This is a genomic window from Opitutaceae bacterium TAV5, assembly GCA_000242935.3.
GTDB lineage: Bacteria > Verrucomicrobiota > Verrucomicrobiia > Opitutales > Opitutaceae > Geminisphaera.
This window is the reverse complement of sequence record CP007053.1, coordinates 208581-227841: the sequence shown is the minus strand read 5'-3', so window position 1 is coordinate 227841 and position 19261 is coordinate 208581. Positions and strand designations below refer to the sequence as shown.

General features: G+C 64.2%; 13 protein-coding genes and 1 pseudogene. 5 read left to right on the top strand and 9 right to left on the bottom strand.

From position 1 onward, the window contains the following. Positions 1–38: 38 nt before the first annotated feature. The 4 genes and pseudogenes from OPIT5_01495 to OPIT5_01480 all read right to left on the bottom strand — a co-directional run bounded on the left by OPIT5_01495 (position 39) and on the right by OPIT5_01480 (position 4071). Positions 39–695 carry a glycerol acyltransferase gene (locus OPIT5_01495; protein AHF89129.1) on the bottom strand — a complete coding sequence of 219 codons (657 nt, stop codon included), beginning with the start codon at positions 693–695 and terminating at the stop codon, positions 39–41. Between the two features lie 109 nt (positions 696–804). Continuing rightward, positions 805–1524, bottom strand: coding sequence for a cytidylate kinase (locus tag OPIT5_01490; GenBank protein ID AHF89128.1), 720 nt, complete (start codon positions 1522–1524; stop codon positions 805–807). A 9-nt stretch (positions 1525–1533) separates the two neighbouring features. Further along, a pseudogene (locus tag OPIT5_01485) lies at positions 1534–2932 on the bottom strand (3-phosphoshikimate 1-carboxyvinyltransferase). Positions 2933–3066: 134 nt separating this feature from the next. Then, a complete protein-coding gene (locus OPIT5_01480; protein AHF89127.1) occupies positions 3067–4071 on the bottom strand; it encodes a transposase IS200 in 1005 nt (334 codons plus the stop codon). A gap of 198 nt (positions 4072–4269) precedes the next feature. Between OPIT5_01480 and OPIT5_01475 the strand changes: the two genes are divergently transcribed. Next, positions 4270–5694 carry a 2-alkenal reductase gene (locus tag OPIT5_01475; GenBank protein AHF89126.1) on the top strand — a complete coding sequence of 475 codons (1425 nt, stop codon included), beginning with the start codon at positions 4270–4272 and terminating at the stop codon, positions 5692–5694. 107 nt (positions 5695–5801) lie between these two features. Here the strand turns inward: OPIT5_01475 and OPIT5_01470 are convergent, their stop codons facing one another. After that, complete coding sequence (locus tag OPIT5_01470; GenBank protein AHF89125.1) at positions 5802–7013, bottom strand: UBA/THIF-type NAD/FAD binding protein; 1212 nt, start codon at positions 7011–7013, stop codon at positions 5802–5804. 156 nt (positions 7014–7169) lie between these two features. On the opposite strand from OPIT5_01470, the gene OPIT5_01465 reads away from it, so the two are divergent. After that, on the top strand, positions 7170–8033 hold the full coding sequence (locus OPIT5_01465; protein ID AHF89124.1) for an FAD-binding protein: 864 nt from the start codon (positions 7170–7172) through the stop codon (positions 8031–8033). Between the two features lie 45 nt (positions 8034–8078). Here the strand turns inward: OPIT5_01465 and OPIT5_01460 are convergent, their stop codons facing one another. Next, entirely contained in the window at positions 8079–9473 is a 1395-nt protein-coding gene (locus tag OPIT5_01460; protein ID AHF93962.1) for a hypothetical protein, read from the bottom strand. A 125-nt stretch (positions 9474–9598) separates the two neighbouring features. After that, complete coding sequence (locus tag OPIT5_01455) at positions 9599–10531, bottom strand: hypothetical protein (protein ID AHF93961.1); 933 nt, start codon at positions 10529–10531, stop codon at positions 9599–9601. Between OPIT5_01455 and OPIT5_01450 the strand changes: the two genes are divergently transcribed. Next, complete coding sequence (locus OPIT5_01450) at positions 10530–10700, top strand: hypothetical protein (protein ID AHF93960.1); 171 nt, start codon at positions 10530–10532, stop codon at positions 10698–10700. The genes OPIT5_01455 and OPIT5_01450 overlap by 2 nt on opposite strands. On the opposite strand, the gene OPIT5_01445 is transcribed toward OPIT5_01450, so the two are convergent. Both OPIT5_01445 and OPIT5_01440 read right to left on the bottom strand, forming a co-directional pair. Next, positions 10697–11419: an N-terminal cleavage protein gene (locus OPIT5_01445; GenBank protein AHF89123.1), complete on the bottom strand. Its 723-nt coding sequence runs from the start codon at positions 11417–11419 to the stop codon at positions 10697–10699. The two genes, OPIT5_01450 and OPIT5_01445, sit on opposite strands and share 4 nt — an antisense overlap. A 260-nt stretch (positions 11420–11679) precedes the next feature. Continuing rightward, entirely contained in the window at positions 11680–15066 is a 3387-nt protein-coding gene (locus tag OPIT5_01440; GenBank protein ID AHF93959.1) for a hypothetical protein, read from the bottom strand. 228 nt (positions 15067–15294) lie between these two features. Here OPIT5_01440 and OPIT5_01435 point away from each other — a divergent pair, with 228 nt between their 5' ends. Both OPIT5_01435 and OPIT5_01430 read left to right on the top strand, forming a co-directional pair. Then, the gene (locus OPIT5_01435; protein ID AHF93958.1) at positions 15295–16428 is read left to right on the top strand and encodes a hypothetical protein; all 1134 of its coding nucleotides are present in this window, start codon (positions 15295–15297) and stop codon (positions 16426–16428) included. Between the two features lie 62 nt (positions 16429–16490). Beyond that, positions 16491–19208, top strand: a complete 2718-nt coding sequence (locus tag OPIT5_01430; protein AHF89122.1) for a heparinase — start codon at positions 16491–16493, stop codon at positions 19206–19208. Positions 19209–19261: the final 53 nt, after the last annotated feature.

The window sequence follows — 19261 nt, the reverse complement described above, 5'->3', positions numbered from 1 at the left end:
GCCCCTGCAACGCCGGGCGGACTCGTATCCGGAATGGGCTACACGATCACGGCCGGAGGCGGTTGCAGCGCGGCGATGGCGGCCATGATGCGCTCGCTGGCACGCTGGTAACGCTCCTTGCCGTCGGCGGGATGGTCATAGTCGGCGGGCAGGAGCGGACGGCCGTAGATGATGTCGACCGGCGTGCCGGGACGGAATTTGCCACTGCGCCCGAAGGCGATGTGCGAGTTGAAAATCCGCACCGGCAACACGGGGACGCGCGTCTTGCAGGCGATCATGCCGACGCCCGCCTTGGGCGGCCGGAGTTGCCCGTCGGCCGAGCGGGTGCCTTCGGGGAAAAGCGTGAGGGCCTTGCCGGACTGGATGACGCGGAGGACGTTCTTGATGGCGCTCACGTCCTGGCCGCCGTCGCGGTCCACGGGGATCGCGCCAACGCTGTCGAGCCACCACGAGGCGATGCCGCCTTTCCAGAGCGTGCGCCGGGCGAAAAACGCCATCTGGCGCGGGATGTGGCAGCCGATCATCGGTGGATCGAGATGGCTGGCGTGGTTGGCGGCGACGAGAAACGCCCCGTCTTTCGGCACATGGTGCAACCCGGCGAGTTCGCCCCGGAAACAGATGTCGTAGATGACCGCGAGCGCGTAGTGGCAAATGCCGTACAGCGGCTGCATTTCGATCTGGGAAAAGGCGGGCATGGGAGGGAGAGACGGAAAAACTGAAAAACTGAAAAGCTGAAAGGCGGATTCGGGTGGTATGACAGGTCGGGCTTGCGGCTGGTTGCGTGTGCGCGCGGGCGGTTTTGTATCAGTTTTTCAGTGTTTCGGCTTTTTTGGTGATCGCATCAGCGATCATGTCCACGACCTGCTCCAGGGTGAGGTGGGTGGAGTCGATGTCGGCGGCGCCGGCGGGGCAGGCGAGGGGTGCGGTCTTGCGCGTGGTGTCGAGGCGGTCGCGTTCGGCGACGGCGTCCTGCACGCCTTCGCGGGCCCGGCGGCGGGCGCGTTCCTCGGGATCGGCGTGGAGGAAAAACCGGAGGTCGGCATCGGGAAAAATCACCGATCCGATGTCGCGGCCCTCCATGACAAGTCCGTTGAAGCCGCGGGCGCGGGCGACGTCGGCCTGGCCGCGCTGGTAGGCGAGGAGGGCGGAGCGGAGTTCGGGAATGGCGGCGAAATGGGAGACGGCGACGTTGACGGCGGGGCCGCGGATTTCGCCCTCGGGGAGGACTTCGCCGGCGATTTCGATGCGGGCGGAGCGTCCGTCGATGCGCGTGCCGAAGGTGAGCGAGGACAGGGCGTCGCGCACGGCGGCGGGATCGTCGGGCTTCACGCCTTGCCGGAGGAGGGCGGCGGAGACGGCGCGGTAGAACGAGCCGGTGTCGACGTGCATGAAATGGAAACGTTCGGCGAGCGCGCGCGAGGTGGAGGATTTGCCGGAGGCGGCGCCGCCGTCGATGGCGACAATGAGGAAGCGGTTGCGGGTGCTGGAGGCGGCGGTTGCGCTCGTGGTGTCGGGAATGGCCATCGGATTCGGTTAGAGTTGGGTGAAGGTTTTTTGACGCAGCGTCTCCAGCAATTCAAAAAAGTGCGGGAACGTTTTGGCGCAGCAGGCGGGGTTTTTGATCGAGAGCCAGGGGCGTCCGTCGCCGTGCAGATCGTGACAGCCAAGAATGCCGAAGCTCATGGCGAAACGATGGTCGCCGTAAGTTTCGATTTCGATGCCGGAACCGGAGGCGGTGAGCTGGCGAAGGCGGGCAAGGTCGGGACGGATTTCGAGGGCATCTTCCGTTTCGGTGACATGCTGGCCGAGCCGGGCGAGTTCGCGGGCCATGCCGGCGACGCGGTCGGTTTCCTGCTTGCGCGTGTGGGCGATGCCGCTGATGCGCGTGGGGCTGTCGAGGAGCGGGGCGATGGCGGCGAGCGTGAGAAAGGTGTCGGAGAACTCGCGGAAGTTTTCGGTGATGCCGCGGCGTTGCGCCGAGCCGGGGGGGGGGGAGGGGGGAAAAACTCGCGTCGAGTCCGCGCGGGGTTTCCGCGATGCGGAGGCCGCAGCGTGCCATGATTTCGGCAAACCGGGTGTCGCCTTGCAGGCCGCCGCCGGGGCCGCGCAGGGCGTTGAGCGTGAGCGCACCGCCGACGACGAGCGGGAGCGCCATGAAGTAGCTGGCGGCGGTGGCGTCGGGTTCGATGGCCCAGGTGGAACCGGAGGCGGGATCGAGCCGGTAACGGTGACCACTGGCGGGCGTGAGGCGGTTTTCGGTTGCTCCGGAGCGTTGCAGGGAGGGTTGCCCGAAGTGCTCCATGAGGCGGGCGGTCATTTGCACGAAGGGCCAGCGGACTCCGCCGGCCAGGGTGATCTCGACCGGCGCGGCGGCGAGCGGCGCGACCATGAGGAGGGCGGAGAGCATCTGGCTGCTTTCGGAGGCGTCGATCGTGACGGCGCCGCCTCCCAGGCCGCGGGCGCGGATTTCCAGCGGGAAAAACCCTTCTTCTCCGGTGCAGCGGATGTCGGCGCCGAGGGCGCGGAGGGCGTCGACGAGGCCGCGCATCGGGCGCTTGCGCATCTGCGGGATGCCGTCGATCCGGTAAATGCCGCGCGGCGCGGCGGCGCACAGGGCGGTGAGGAAGCGGGCGGCGGTGCCGGCGAGGCCGACATGGAGGTCGATCGGCGCGGCGGCGCGGAAGGCGTTGGCTTGCCCGCTGATCCGGGCAGTGCCGGCCGCCTCGTCGGTGGCGACGGTGAAGCCGAGGCGGCGCAGGGCTTCGGTCATGAGTTGCGTGTCCTCGCTGAAGAGCGCGCCGGTGAGCGTGACGGGCTCGTCGCAAAGCGCGGCGAGGAGGAGGGCGCGGTTGGTGAGGCTTTTGGAGCCGGGCAGCGTGACCTCGCCCCGCGCGGGGCGGGTGAACGGCGTGACGGGAAGGATGTCGGGCAGCACCATGAAAAAGAACGGAGAACTTCCGCCAATCCGGAGCGCGGGGCGAGCGGAAAGGTGTGGGTAGAAACGGGAGTGGAGAGGGGAGAGGGTATCGTGCCGGAAAATCGGGTCGGCCGCCGTAGCGGCGCGGATCAGCCGAAGGCATTGCGGCGGAGGGAATGCAGCGAGGAGAGGTCGGTGTGCCAGTCGGTGACGGGTGGCAGGGTATGCGGGGATTTGCGGCGAGGGAGTCCGGCGCGGCGCTTGTGCGCGGCGATGTAGCCGGCGACGAAGATGCGCGAGCCGAGGACGGCACCGTCGGTGAAATAGCGGATGCGGTGACGGAGGAGGGAAGGGAGGGGGAGCTGCCCCTTTTCGTGCATGACGCGCCGGAAGTCTGCATCGGGGATTTCGCCCTGTCCTTCCCGGGGGGTGGCGCCTTTGCCGAAGAGCATTTGCCGGTAGCCGGCCTGGGTGTCTTTCCAGTCACGGCCTTCGATGACGGAGCGGAGGCCGGCGCGGGCGAGCGGGTTGCCGGCGACGGCTTCCGCGTATCCGCAAAAACGATACTCGGCGGGATCGGTCGCGAGGCCGGCCCGGACGGGGTTGAGGTCGATGTAGGCGGCCATGATTTCGGCGACGCGACCACCGGAGTCGACGAGGACGCTTTTGAAACGGTCGGACCAGAGATGGCCGAAGCGGTTGCGGGTTTTGTTGAACCAGATGGTGAAGCGTTGCTTGAGGAGCTTCATGAACGGGGAAACGTCGCCCATGAGGGCGAGTTGCCGGACGCGCCATGCATTGGCTTCCCTGATGATTGCGGGATCGGAGGTGTTGGCGAGGTGGCTGGCGATGACCTCGATGAAGGCGGCCTTGTAGCGGGTGGGTTTGGGGTAGAGAACCTTGTATCGGCGGAGGAGTTCGGCGTCGGTGACGGGTTGTTTTTGGGGAATGCGGATGAGAATATGGAAGTGGTTGGAGAGGATGGCGTAGGTGATGATTTCCACACCGCAGTAATCGGCGATTTGCCACATCTGTTTGCGGAAAACTTCCTTGGCAGCGGCGTCGAGCAGGTGCTCGCCGTTGATGGTGCGGCTGATGCAGTGATAGATGGCGGTGTGGGAGTCAGAGGCGAGTTTGATCCGGCGCATTCGCATGATCCGCAGATGAAACAGGTCCTGTCCTCTTTCTGCAAGGTCATTTTTAACCCGTCCCTAAAATTCCTATGGCCGATTCGGAGCGGGGATTGGTAATTGACTGGAAAAAGGCGTTGCCGGGCGGAGGGGCGGGCGGCTTCACTGGTGGTTCCCTTTGCGGCTTTACCGACACACCATCATCACAACCACCGACAGGACATGGCTAAACATCCCGTTATCGAGGCTTTCGAACGTACAGGTCAGGGTCACGTTTTTGCGTTCTACGACCGTCTTTCCCCGGACGAACAAAAGCGGCTGATCGCCGACGCGGAGGAGGTCGACCTCGCCGAAATCGACCGCCTTAACCGCACGCTCGTCGCGGCCGGCGCGGGCGCGGCGGGCGTCAATCTCGACGGTATCGCACCGGCTCCCTACGAGCCGTTGCCCGAAAACGGCGGTGACGCCGCCGCCTGGGCGAAGGCCAAAACCGTCGGCGAGGAGGCCCTGCGTGCGGGCCGGGTAGCCGCCTTCACCGTGGCGGGCGGCCAAGGCACGCGGCTCGGCTACGACGGGCCGAAGGGCACGTACCCGGTGACGCCGGTCCGCAAGAAATCCCTCTTCCAGGTGTTTGCCGAAAAACTCCGCGCGGCGGGCAACCGCTACGGGTGTCCGCTGCACTGGTTCATCATGACGAGCCACAGCAACCACGCGGCCACGGAGGGGTTTTTCCGGGAAAACCGTTTCTTCGGGCTCGACGAATCCCGCGTGCATTTTTTCCGCCAGGGCCGGATGCCGGCGGTGGATTTTGACGGAAAAATCCTGCTCGAAACCACCAGCACCATTGCCATGTCGCCGGACGGCCATGGCGGTTCCCTGCGTGCGCTGGAGCGCAGCGGTGCGGTCGATCTCATGGAACGCGAGGGGATCGATGCCCTCAGTTATTTCCAGGTGGACAACCCGCTGGTGCGTTTCATCGATCCGGCCTTCATCGGCTGGCACCTGCTGCGCGGCTCGGAGATGAGCAGCAAGATGATCCCGAAAGCCTACGCGGGCGAAAAGGTCGGCCACTTCTGCACGCAGGGCGGCAAGCTCGTGGTCATCGAATACTCCGATTTGCCGAAGGCTTATCAGGAGGAAACGGATCCGGCGACCGGCCAGCTTCGCTACATCGCAGGCAGCATCGCCATCCACGTGATCGACCGCGGCTTCATCCGCCGGATGGCGCGCGGAGACGACGCGCTGCCCTTCCACCGGGCCGACAAAAAAATCCCGACGGTCGATGCCGCCGGCGCCCCTGTGAAACCGGAGAAAGCCAACGGTGTGAAGTTCGAGATGTTTGTCTTCGACGCGCTGCCGTTCGCGAAAAACCCGGTGGTGATCGAGGCACGCCGGGCGGACGACTTTTCGCCGGTGAAAAATGCCGAAGGACTCGATTCGCCAAAAACGTGCGCCGAGGATCAGCGCCGCCAGTTTGTCCGCTGGCTCAAGGCCAACGGCGCGGCGGTCGAGGCCGATGCGACGGGGCTGCCGCCGTTCGACATCGAGGTGTCGCCGCTCTTCGGATACGACGAGGATTCGTTCGCCGATTCGTGGAAAAAGCTTTCCGCGAAGCCGGCGGTGACGGCAGGACTTTATCTGGAATAGATTTCCGGGAGGGATGGCCACGAAAGGACACGAAAATCAGAATCCTGACTTTTCTGTTTTTTTTCGTGTCCTTTCGTGTGTTTCGTGGGCGACTTCTGTTTTGAAGGTTAGCCGTGGCCCCACACCTTGATGCCGCCGCGCAGGCTCCGGATGTCGGTGAAGCCGTGGTGGCCGCGGAGAACCGGCAAGGCCTTCAGGCTGCGGACGCCGCCGGCACAATAGACCACCGTCGGTTGTTCGGGATCGAGCGCGGCCAGCGCGGCGTCAGCCTCGGGCGTGCCGAGCCGGCCGAGCGGGATGTGCACGGAGGTCTCCGGTTCGATGGCCGCGAGCGCGCGTTCCCAGTCTTCGCGTACGTCGATGAGCTGGACGTCGGCAACGGCCGGGCGAAGGGCGTCGACGGTGATTTCGTCGGGATCGTCGTTGAGAGCGGTAGAGTCGGGCATGACGGCGCACGTTTGTCCGAAATCTTCCGGCGGCAACTCGCGGATCAACTGATTTTGCGGATTGCCGGTGAGGGTGAGCGTTTGGGTGGTCATCGTGAGCGCATCGATGAGGAGCAGGCGGCCGGCGAGCGGCCGGCCGATGCCGGTGATGAGTTTTATGGCTTCGGTGGCCTGGAGCGTGCCGACGAGGCCGGGCAGGACGCCGAGCACGCCGGCTTCAGCGCAGGACGGCGCTTCGCCAGGTGCGGGTGGTTCGGGAAAGAGGCAGCGGTAGGTGACGGGGGAAGCCTCGCTTTCTTGTGACCTGAAATTGAATACGCTGACCTGACCGGAAAATCCCTGAATCGCGCCATAGACGAAGGGTTTTTGCGCGATGACACAGGCGTCGTTGACGAGATAGCGGGTGGCGAAGTTGTCGGAGCCATCGATGACGAGGTCGTGGGCGGCAACGAGGGCGAGGGCGTTGTCGCGCGTGAGGCGTTCAGGGCGCGGGTCGATGGAGACGAGCGGATTGAGCGCGCGGAGCCGACGGGCGGCGACGGTCGCTTTCGACTGACCGGTATCTTCCGTGGTGAAGAGCACCTGGCGCTGGAGGTTGGAGGTATCGACGCGGTCGGGATCGAGAAGCGTGATATGGCCGACGCCGGCGGCGGCGAGGTAGAGCAGGGAGGGGCAGCCGAGCCCGCCCGCGCCGATGACGAGGACACGGGCGCGCTTGAGTGCGGCCTGGGCATCGGGTCCGAATCCGGCGAGCGAAAGCTGGCGGGCGTAACGGGCGAGTTCGCCGCGAGTGAGCACGGGAGCGATGGTGTGGACAGGCGCGTGGGCAGGCGAGGCGGCGGGAGCGGAGGAGGCGGCGGAGACAGTCGGCATGGCGAAATTCTTACGCAATCATCCGGCAACGGAGCGGCGGGCGCAACGATGTCGTGACTTTTCGGCGGGTAGAGGTGGCTTGCGTATGGTTTTTCCCCGAAGGGCGCGCGGCGGGCGTTGCACTGCGGGGAAAATATGTCTGGCGTTGTCTCTCCCATGAATTCCGACGAATCGATTGTCCGGCTGGTGAGGCATCCTCTGAAAATCCGGCGCCTTGGGGTGAAGCGCGTGGCGGCGCCGACACCGCGGGTGCGACGGATCACGCTGGCGGGGCCGGAGCTCGAGGGTCTGGTGACGCTGGCTCCGGAAGACCATGTGAAGGTATTTTTTCCGGCTCCGGGAGCGCGCTTGCCGGTGTTGCCGGTGGTGACGCCGGAGGGCCGGATCGCCCCGCCGGCGGAAGGAGGCCGGCCGGTGGCGCGTGATTACACGCTGCGGCGTCACGATGCAGCGGCGGGCGAGCTGGACATCGATTTTTTTCTGCACGGCGGCGCCGGTGATGCGGGCGGCGGGGAAAGTGGCATCGCGGCCGCATGGGCGGCGCGGGCCCAACCGGGCGATGTGGTCGGAATCGGGGGACCGCGCGGCTCGCACGTGATGGCGGAGGTGTTCGACTGGTATCTGCTTGTCGGCGACGAGACGGCCTTGCCCGCCATCGCTCGACGGCTGGAGGAATTTGCGCCGCCAACGCGCGCCCTTGCGGTAGTCGTGGTGGCGGACGAGGCCGAGCGGCAGGCGTTGCGCGCACCGGCGGCAAGCGGAGTGACGTGGGTCGTTTGCCCGCCGGATGCAGCCGGCACGGCGGGCCGGGCGGCGGCGCTGACGGAGGCGGTACGGGGATTGCCGTTTCCGGATGGGCGCGGTTTCGCGTGGGTGGCCGGCGAGGTGACGGAGGCGCGTGCGGTCGCACGGCATCTGCTCGGGGAACGGGGTTTCGAGCGGTCGCGGATGGAGGTTTCCGGTCACTGGAAACGCGGCGTGAGTAACCACGATCACCACACGCCCGTCGGGGAGGTGTGAGCGGAGCGAACGGGAAGCGAGCCACCGGAGAGGGGAGGAAGGCGGCTATTTGCCGTCGACTTTTTCCAGCCGGAGAAAGGCGACGGAGTAGTTGGACAGTTGCAGATTCACGCGGACCGGTGTGGCCGGGGTGAGCGTGAGAACGCGGTCCTCCACCGGTTGGCGTTCCCCGTAGGTATCCGCGGTGGCGGCGTCTTCCAGGTGCAGGGTGAGGCGGTAGCGTCCGGTGAGGCCGTGGCCGGGGATGGCGAGGGTGTTGTCCACGACCACGTTTCCCCGATCCGGATCGAAGCGGGCGAGCAGGATGGCGATCCGGTCGTTGCCGGAGCGGGCAGCCAGTCCGGTGACGCCGGGTGCGACGGTGACAAGGTTGATCCGTTCTTCGGGCAATCCGGAAAACATTCTGAAGATGCGTCCGACCATGCCCGTTTCGCCTTTGGCGTTGTAGAGCGAGCCGAGTGTGTCGCGGTAGGGTTGCACGCGGAAGAGGAAGGCAGCGTCGATCGGCGACTCCTGCATCCAGTAAAAGGCGGCACCCACGTAGGCACCGACCTTCACACGGGGTTCGGCGGGGCGTTCGCCAACGCAGTTCCATTCGGTGAGAAAGAGCGGCACATCGCGACCGAGCCGGTGGCGGGAAAGTTCCTTCAGGGAGCGGGCGAACCGGAAATACAGGTCCGGCGAGGTGTCGCCTTTGCGCGCCCAACTCGCGTACCAGTGAAAGCTGACAAAATCGACCGGCGTGCCGGAGCGTTTGGCGGCGTTGAAAAAATCGCCGTAAAGCTCCGGGTAATTCGGGTTGTCGGCAATGCCGCCAACCAGCGCGGCGGGGTCGGCCCGCTTCACCGCCCGGGCCGACGATTCGTAATATTTCCAGAAATCGCGCATCGGGGCGCGGAAGAAGTGCGCGCCGGAAGCCTCGTTGCCGATCTCCCAGTACCGGATGCCATACTTTTTTTCGATGTTCACGTGGCGGACAATGGCTTCCACCCAGGTCTCCCAGGCGGCGTAATCTTTCGGGTAAGAATAGAAATACCGGTCGTCGTCGTGAAACGCGAGGAAGCGGGGCGTGTAAAAGATGTTGGCCACGATGTCGGCGCCGCCGGCCCGGATGGCTTCGATCTCGGCATCCAGTTGAGACCAGTTCCAGGTGCGCGTGGCCGGATCGTAGAGTTTCCGGTGATCGGCGGTGACGGTTTCGAGGCGGACGTAACGGACGCCCGCTTCGGCGAGCGGGCGAGTGTAGACGGGATTGAGGTAAGTGGTCGCTCCGCCTCCGAGCGAGACGCCGGCGAGGTTGTGATTGATGCGGCCGATCGTCTGGTTGGCGTGGGCGGAGATGAGTGTCTTGTCGACAGGCTGGTCCGGTGTGCCGGCCGCGAACGCGGAGGTGGCGAACAGCAGGCAGGCTGTAATTAAAAAATGAATACTACTGGGCATGGCAGGCGCGGGCGGGATCGGTAGCGAGGGAGGGTGACAAACATCCGCCCTCCTGCAAGGCATCCTCACAAGGAGGGCGGACGAGGGGAAACCGGACAGAGCCCGGGAGGTGTGTGCGAATCAGGTCAGGCGCGGTTTTTCCGACGGCGGATGCGCAGCAGCATCGCACCGGGCAGGGCCAGCAGGCCGATGATCAGGGCAACTGTGCCCGGTTCGGGGACGGCTGTGACGCCATGCTCGACGGTGAGAGTGTTGACGGTGGGGACGACTCCTCCAGAGGTGCTGCCCTGAATATAGAGACCGGCACCATTCATGATGAGCATGGTAGCGGGATCTCCATTCGCGTTCTTGGTATAGAGTCCGTAGCTAGCCATGATACTCTGGCCGTTGAAATAAACGTCCACAGCGTATGTTTCGAGATTGTAGGAGACTGCGATCTCCACAGGGGTTTGGGTTGTAAAGCCGGAGTCGACAATGTCACTGACTTTGACAGAGGGCAATGGGTCGCCTGCCTGGCGGCCCTCCCAGGATAGCCAGGTGCCATCGACGGTCAGCCAACCGTCGGCATCGATGCGAATCCAGAGAGGATTGGAGTTGTTGGAAAAACCCGGATCACTTGGGAACCACGCGGCATCAGGATTACCCCGGAAGGAAATACCGATCCAGCCTTGGCTGGCCAAGTCCCCGATTGTCACTGATGCGGTGAGTTTGAGTTGACCCGTGGTGAATTGTCCAAAATGAGGACCGACACCGGGAGATGTCGGATAACCGATAGACAGGTGGGGAGCACCTGCACCGTAATTGGCACCGTCATAACCGACAATGCCGCCGTTAGGGCCAAATGCTGTGGAACCGTTACGGCGCCAAAAAACCATGCCAGCACCTTCTTCGACAGCGAGTCCTTGCGGGTCTCCTCCGGCGACGCGGGTCGTGCCGTTGAGGCTGAAACTGTCGTGGAGCACCGTAGTCCAGGTGGTGGTTTGGGCTGTGAGACCGAGGGTGAACGCGAGCATGCCGCTCGCGGCGAGTATGATGGGTACGTTTGGTCGGGATTTCATGATGTTAGTGCGGATGGTGTCAGGTGCTTGGGGAAAGAAGGGGCGTGGATCGCGAGACGATTCTCTGTCAGCGGGAACTCCGTATGCGGAGCTCCTGCGAATGCCGTTTGTGCGTCGTTTCGCTGGCGCAGGCCCGGAGAAGATCAGGGTCTTGTTTGAAGCGCTCTAGTTTCCGTAGATGGACCAGAAGATATTAGTCGGAGAGGTGGGGATGTCCTCGTATTTGATTTTGCCGACGTGGGCGTCAACGTAGGCGAGGTTGAGCTGACTGCCGTGGCGTGGAGTTACGGCCGGCTCTTCTCCGTTGCCACTACCGGGAACCTTGACGTTCAGCTTGTTGGCTTCGATGACCAGCATGGCTTGGGACGGGGTTGAGATTTTGGCCCGGGATGCATAGTTGCTGCTGCCGATTTTTTTGCCGGGAGTCTGCTCCGTGAGGAGTTCATTCAGTCCATAGCTGTAGGGTACCGGATCACGTGATTCGAAGGCAGGGCAACAAAGAGGTGTCCCTTTGAAGCGCACACTTGCCGTCCAATAGTAGTTCCAGAACTGGGTAGAGGTGGTTCCGGGTCTCAGGTAATCGAAAATTCCGGGTGGATTGGCGACCGATGAAGGTTTGACCCAGTCGGAGTTTCCAGTGGTGGGGAACAGATCCTTGTTATCATCCGCATACAGATTCAATGCCATGGCGATCTGCCGGATATTGCTCAGGCACTGCGCGGCCCGCGCGGTTTCCCTGACCTTGCCGACGGTCGGGATGATGATCGCGGCGAGGATACCGATGATCGCGATGACCGTCAGCAACTCGATCAGCGTGAAAGCTCGACCGGCGTGACCGGTTTTGGCGGGCCGGGGGCTCGGATAACAGGATGAAGGGAGGTAGTTCATGGGTTATGCGGGATTGAGATTGGCTGCCGTCTCCCTGGCAGAGGAGGGGGATGGCAGAATGGGGAATGGCTCAGGCGAATCAGGGGATGTTGAATAAAGGTAATTTGATTTACCAAAATTTCTATAAATCAAAGTTTCTGGATAAAAATCGATTCGTCAAGGGCACTTTTGCTAAAAATCTAAATATTTTTTATATTTTGGTAAACCAAAATTGGGATTTTGGCTTTTCGATCGGAGGTTTTGACCGGGGGCGTCTGAAATCATTCCAGCTTCAGCGAGATGATCTCGAACGGGCGGTAGGGAAAGGAGACGCCGGCGGCATGCGGATCGGCGCCGTCCGGCGAGGCGAACGGGGGTTCGGTTTCGTCTTCGAGCAGGTTGACCCGCGTGCAGCGCGAAAAGGGAAGGGAACTCGCCAGTGTGGTCTCTCCGGCGGTGCCGTGCGCTTCGTAAAGCCGCACGATGAGGGCCTCGCTGTCCTCGGCTTTCTTGATCGTGTCGATGACGAGATGGGGCGAATCCACCGCGAACCAGGCGGCGGCGGCAGGTGCAGGGCCGGCGAGAGTTTCGTCGAAATTGCCGGCGGCGGGAGCAGCGGAAAGGACGGTGGGCGGGCAGTTGAACTCCCAGGCGCGCCGGACGACCTCGCCGGCCACGAGGTCACCGGTATGCGGATACAGCGCGAAGGCGAACCGGTGTTCGCCCTGGTCGGCTTCCGGGTCGGGATAGGTGGGGGCGCGCAGGAGGGAGAGGCGCAGGGTCGAGCCGTGGACGGCGCAGCCATATTTGGACTCGCTCAGGACGGCGACGCCGTAATCGGGCTGGCTGAGATCGAACCACTTGTGGGCGCAACTCTCGAAGCGGGCGATGTCGTGCAACGTATTGAAGTGGGTGGGCCGCTTCACATGGCCGAACTGGATTTCGAAGGCCGCTTCGGGCGCCCGCACACGGACGGGGAACTCGACCTTGAGAAAACGGTGACGCTCGCGCCAGTCGACGACACAATCGCAGCGGAGGAGACGGTCGTGGGCCTGGAGCGTGACGCGTTCGCGCAGGGTCGATTTTCCGAACTCGAAGACAAATTCGATGCCGGCGCGCAGGCCGCTTTCGTCGGCGAACGGCGTCGCGCGGATTGCATCGGGGAGAGGCTCGCGGGTTTCGAGATGCGAGGCGTCCACTTCCCACGCGTCGTAGTCGTGCGGATGGTCTTCGTAGATGACGAAGCGGTTGGCCGGGGAGTCGGGAGTGATGACCTGGCGATCGCGATTGACCTTGTCGCGGAGGCTGACGAGTTGGCCGCCGCGCGTGAAACCGGCGCGAAGCTGGCCGTTTTCGAGGATGAAGTCGGCGCGATCCTCACTGTCGCCGGCATCCGGCGCGGCGCTGATGGTGACCGGCACGCCTTCCCACCGTTGCGGTTTGCAGGGGAAAATACCTAGCCCCGGCAGGCGGACGAGGGCGGGGGAGCGAAGCGAAGGGTGATCGACAAGCGCGGTGCGTTCCCAGGCGCAGGGGTTGAAGAGGCGGAGTGGCGCGGGCGTCCCGCCCGCTTCGTTCAGGGGGGGAGATGATTCCTCTTTGCGATCACGGGCAAGAATGCCCGCATCATCAAATTCACGGGCTGGAAGCTCGTGCCATGCGGCGGGAGGAGGCAGGACGTCCGCGGAACACGGGGTGGAAGCTCGTGCCACTTCATGGTCATGATGCCCGTGCAAAACGGAAGCGGGCGAGACGCCCGCGCCACTTGTGTCCGCGCTACTTGCGATCCGGGAGAGCGCTTCCGTTTTCAGGCGTTCTGCCATAGCGAAGAATTCCGCGAACTGCTCCGCTGCTTCCTCGTAAACCTCGTGGATGGACGAGCCGGGAATGATGTCGTGAAACTGGTTCAGCAGAAGCACGCGCCAGAGGCGGTCGAGCTCCGTTTGCGGATACCGCCAGGCCGGAGCCGCATCCGCCGCACGGTCGGCATTCACTGCAGGCACCGCGTCCGCTGCGCTTGCCGTGCGGTGTGCGACGGCGGCGAGCATCTCGATCTCGCGCAGCAGGAACTCCGCCTTGCGGTTGTTGCACTTCATCGCCGCCTGCGTCGTGTAGGTGCCGCGGTGATACTCGAAATACAGTTCGCCGGTGACCGAGGGCGCGTCACGCAGGTCTTTTTCCAGCCTCCGGAAAAAGGTTTCCGGTGTCCGTTGCTCCACGCGCGGCACGCCCTGGAGATCGCGCACGCGCCGGAGCACTTCCAGCATCTCGCGGGTCGGGCCGCCGCCGCCGTCGCCGTAGCCGTAAACCAGCAGGCTCTCGCGGGTGCGGTCGTGGTCCTTGAAGTTGTCCGCGCTGTGCAGCACGTCGAGCAGGGGAAAGCCCTTGCCGTTCCACATGGCGTTGTAGCTGTCGCCTGGCGGGAAGTGCGTGAGCACGCGGCTGCCGTCGATGCCCTCCCAGTAAAAATTGTGGTGGAGCGGCTTGTTGAACTGGTTCCACGACAATTTCTGCGTGAGGAAATAGTCGATGCCCGCCCCGCGCATGATCTGCGGCAGCGCTCCGCTGTAGCCGAACACGTCCGGATTCCAGAATACCCGGCACCGCTGCCCGAACTCTTTCTGGAAAAATCGTTGTCCGTGCAAAAACTGCCGCACCAGCGATTCGCCCGACGGCAGGTTGCAGTCCGGCTCCACCCAGGTGCCGCCGGTCACCACCCAGGTGCCCGCGCGCGCCGCGGCCCTGATCCGCTCGTATACACCGGGATGCTGCTCCTTCATCCAGGCGTAATGCTGCGCCTGCGAGCAGACGAACCGGTATTCCGGATAATCCTCGGCGTAGGCCAGCGCGCTGGTGAAGGTGCGCACGCACTTGCGCCGCGCCTCGGCCAGCGTCCACAACCACGCGGTGTCGATATGCCCGTGCCCGACCGCCGAGATCTCGTGCTGGAAGGTGCCGTTGCGATGCGCGAGCAGCGCCTTGAGTCGCGCGCGCGGACCGGACCACGTCGTGCGATCATCGATACGCAGCTCGTTGACCACCGCGTTGAGTTCCGCGAGCAGATAGCCGCCCCAGGCGGTCGCCGCCTTCGGGTCGATGCGTTTTACGAGATCGGCAAGGACGAGGTAGTCGAAGTAAAACTCCCACGCCTCCGCATCGAAAACGGCCAGCTCGGCCTGCTCGACGACGAAGGGGGAGCGGTCCTTGTAGCCGGGAGTCTGCCGCCAGTTGTAGCCGTTGAGCTGGTTGCAGGCGACCTCGACCTCGAGCGTGAGGGGAGCGCCGGCCGGCGCATGATCCCAGAGCTTCGCATCCGGGCGCAGGCAGGTGGTGCTCACCGGTTCGAAATTCAGGCCCTGCACCGGGCGGCCGTCCCGCCAGAGGGTGGCTTCCGAATGGCTCGCCCAAAGCAGGTCCACCCGCCGCCCCTCCCAGCGGGCGGGGACGTCGCCGGCGAGGCGAAACCAGAAAGTGCTTCCGTAAGGCTCCAGCACCATGCCGATCCGGGCTGGCCGGTAAACCAGCCCGGCGGCTTCTTCGCGGGTGATCCGCCCGACCGGTCCGGCGACCTCCAGACGGAGAGGCACCCGCTCAGGATAAACGAGCGCCTTCAGGCGGGGCGCCAGTTGCCCGATACGGGTCAGGGTGAGTGCGGTGTGGCGAAGCATGTGAGGGCGGGGATTCGGTTATTTGACTTACCAAAATTAAATAAATCGTGGTATTTTCGGCTTTTTCAAACGAAAATGCCTCAAAATTGAAAAATCCGGCTGTCCAATATGAAGCTATTCTTCTTGAGAAAAAGCACCGCAACCCCTTCCGTTCCTTGACGTGGGCAGAATGGTTTGCCCAATTGGCTTACCGGAAATGCCTCTTCTCCCTCGATCTTTCCCCCTCTCATGACCGATCTCGCTCCTTTCAAATACCAGCAGGTGACCAGCAAGGCGCTGGCCTATATCGAATCGCATGGGCTCCGGCCCGGTGACCGTCTCCCCTCGGAGCGCGATTTCGCCGAGGCGATCGGCGTCAGTCGCCCTACCGTCAACAAGGCCCTCGCCTGCCTGATCGCCGAAGGCCGGCTGCGTCGCGAGGGTTACAAGCTCTATGTGGCCATCCCGGTGCCGGACGAGACGGCGTCGCTTTCCATCGCGGTGCTCTGCCCCCACCCGCTGCGCCAGAAAAAGGTCGTCTCGCACAACCTCATCGAGGCCGCGCACGACACCTGCGAACCGGCGAAGGCGGGGTTCATCCCCTTCCTTTCCACCGACGGTACCCAGCAACGCGAACAGCTTCTGGAGCTGCTGAGGAGCGAGGGGCGTCACCAGGGCATTGTCATCTGGCCCCATGCCGACAGCCACTGTGCCGACATCCTCGGGCAATTCGTGACGCGGGGCGTGCCGGTGGTGGTCAACGATCTCGATCTCGGCCCGTTCGATTTCGTGGGCATCGACAACCAGCAGGGCATGGGGCTGCTCGTGCAGCATCTCTTCGACCTTGGCCACCGGGACATCGCTTATTTCACCCGTCATCTTGCACACGACAGCCTCGTGCAGCGGCGCGAGGGTTTCGACTACGCGGCCTTTCGTCTGTTCGGCCAGAAGTCACGGCACCACGTTTACGAATTGCCGGCCGGTGACAGCGATGAGGCGCTCGCCGCGCTGTTCGCGCGGTTTCGGGAGGAGTCGCCCCGTGCGACGGCAATCTGTTGCAGTCACGATTTTGTCGCCCTCGAACTGCTCCGGCTCTGTCAGGCACAAGGCATCTCCGTGCCCGGTGAACTTTCGATTGCCGGATTCGACGGTATCGATGCCAGCGCTACGAGCGCGCCGCCGCTGACCACGGCGGCGCAGGATTTTTACCAGATGGGTGTGCTCGCCGTGGAGCAGGCCATCCGCCGCATCCGGATGCCGCAGGTGGAGCATGCACGCGCCGAGCAAAAAATCCGCGTCAGCCCCCGGCTGCTCGTCCGCGGCTCCACCGCCGTTCCGGGCAAGTCCGCTCCGCGCCGCCGGCGCAAGTCCCCGGCGACCTGACGCCAGGCCCCGCTCGTTTCCTTCGCCTTTCCTCTTCGTGTTGTCCTCGTGTTTATCGAAAAATGAAATCTCCCCTGCCTCCCGTCCGCGCCTTCCGGTTTTTGCTCACACTCCTCATCCTGTCTCTCTGTCCGGTTACCGTTCTTCTTGCGCAGCCCGTCGGGACCGCCGCGTCCCCGTTGCTGGCCAATCCGGGTTTCGAGGACGGGCTGACGGGCTGGCAGGCGAACGCTTCGGACAAGGGCAGAAGCCAGGCATCGCCGGCCGCCGCCCGCACCGGTCGGTTCGGCCTGCTCGTGGAAGATCGCTCGACGACGGATGGCAGCGACCTGTTTTCGGAAAAAATCCCGGCGCGGCCGGGCGCCGGTTACGAATTGAGTTTTTGGGGCAACACCCGGGAAGGCGAGGGACTTGGAGTGTATCTGGTTTTTTATGACGACGGCGGGAAACGCCTGTTGCCGCCGGAGCGATTTTACCGGCTGATCCCGGCGCAGGGCGAAGGCTGGGCGCGGCGCGTCCTGCCGGCCATCGCTCCGGAAAAAACAGCATCGATGGCGATCCGCATCCACTCATTCAACCAGGCGCAAATCGTCGCCTGGCTCGACGATTTCGATCTGCGGGAGGTGTCCGCCGCCGACATCGCGCCGGCGGTGAACCGGGCGAGGCCGACCTGGCTGGCCAATGCCGAAGATCTGCCGGCCTTTCCGAAGCCGTCGCCCGAAAAGGCGTTTGCCGGATTCAAGCTATTGCAGCCCGACGGCTCGCCCTATCGCGTGCCACGCGAGGACTGGGAGGGAGCCCGACGCCGTGTGACCGAAGACGCGGCCTGGCGGACGTGGCTGGCGGACGAAAAGGCGAAAGCCGATGCGTGGATCGCGCGCCATCGCGACCGCGCGGAGTGGCGCGCCGGCTGGTGGCACGCGTTTGTCGATCCGGAAGACGGTTCGTTCCTCGAGTGGACCGACGCGATTCCCGGAGAGCAGACGCCGACGATCAAAAGCCGCACCGGCCACGACGTGAGCGTGACGCCCGGCATCATGGGTGGCTGGGTTTACGGCTTTCGCGGCCGTCATATCGGCATGGCCAACACCGCGGCCCGGCTCTGGCGGCTCACCGGCGAGGAGCGTTATGCGGACTGGGCGGCGGCGCAGCTCGATTTCTACGCGGCCAACTATCTCGGCTGGTCGCTGAAAAACGGCGCCCGCATGGGTGGGCAGAGCCTGGAAGAAGCGATCTGGCTGATTCGCCTCGTGGACACCGCGCGCCTGCTTGCCGGACGGATCGACGAGGCGCGCCGGCAATCCTGGCTGGACAACCTCTTCCGCCCGCAGGTCGAGTTGCTCGACGGGTCGTTTCAGGTGATTCACAACATCGCCACCTGGCACCGCTCGGCGGCGGCGCATGTGGCGTTGCTCTTCAGCGACGAGGAAATGTGGCGCCGCGAGATCGACGGCGAGTTCGGCCTGCGTGCGCAGTTGCAGCGCGGCGTCACCAGCGACTGGTTCTGGTACGAGCAGTCGATGGGTTACAACGACTACATCGTGCATGCCGTGCATCCGCTGCTCGTCTTTGCCGGCCTGCTCGGCCACCGCGACGCGTTGCGCGACGAGGCGGCGATCGTGCAAAACCTGTTGCTCGCTCCGCTCGCGATCCGTTTTTCCGACAATACGCTGCCCAATCCGGCCGACTCCACCGGACGACCCCGCGTACCTTCGATCTGGATACGCGACGGTTACCGGGTGCTGCCGACCGCGGCCGGGCTGGCGCAGGCATCGGATGTACGCTCATGGGATACACTGGTCGATCCGCCGGCGGCGGTTGCCAGTGTGGCGCGGGCGTCCCGCCCGCTTTCCGAGGATCGGGCGGAGAGTTCTGCCGATGGCAGGGCAGAGGCGGGCGTCTGGCAGAAAAAGCCCGCGCCACGCGGAGACGGAGAGGCAGCGCTCACGGGCAAGGATGCCCGTGCCACGTCGGAAGCGGGCGAGACGCCTGCGCCACAACCGCAGGATGATTTTCCTCCGGTCGTCTCGCAGCGCATGGACGGCTCCCGTTTCGCTCTCCTGAAAAAGGGTCCATGGCAGGTGTTTTTCCACTATGGGCAACTGGCGCGTTCGCATGCGCAGGCGGAGGCGCTGAACTGGTCGGCGTCGTTCGACGGTGTGGATGTCACTCACGATCCGGGCACGGTGGGTTATGCGTCTCCGCTGCACCGCGAGTATTTCACCAAGGGGCTCAACCACAACGTGCCTCTCATCAACGGAAACGGCCAGGAGCCGTGGAGACCGGGCGAACTGACAGTGTTCGATGTCGATCGCGGCATAATGACAGCGGAGCAGCCCGATTACCGTTCCGACGCGCGCGCCCGCCGCACCTTGCGGATTGAGGGAGAGCGACTGATCGACGAGGTCACGGTCGCGTTGAAAGACACGGATGCGAACGGCGCTGCGCTGGGACTTGTGCTGCATCTGCAGGGCAAGGTGCTGCTGCCGGAAAGCTTTGCGCCGGTCTCGTCTGCTGCGTTTGCGAAAGAGCGCCCGGCGGCATTTGCCCACTGGAGCAACGTCCGCGCGGCCCGTTTTGACGGGAGCGCCGAGTTTGTCATGGAATTTGCGGACGGCCTGCGAATGCAGGTGCGGTTCGCGACAGCCGGCCGGTTCACCGTTTACCAGAGCGATTCGCCGGACACGCCGCGTCCTGCCAGCCGCGCAGGTTTCTACATTGAAAAGGAAGAGCGAGTCCGCGAAGCGACGTTCACGACCAGCCTGTCACCGGTGCGCTGAAGGAAACCGGAGGCAGGCCAGGTTCGCGTTATGTTTTGGCATGGAATCGGTGA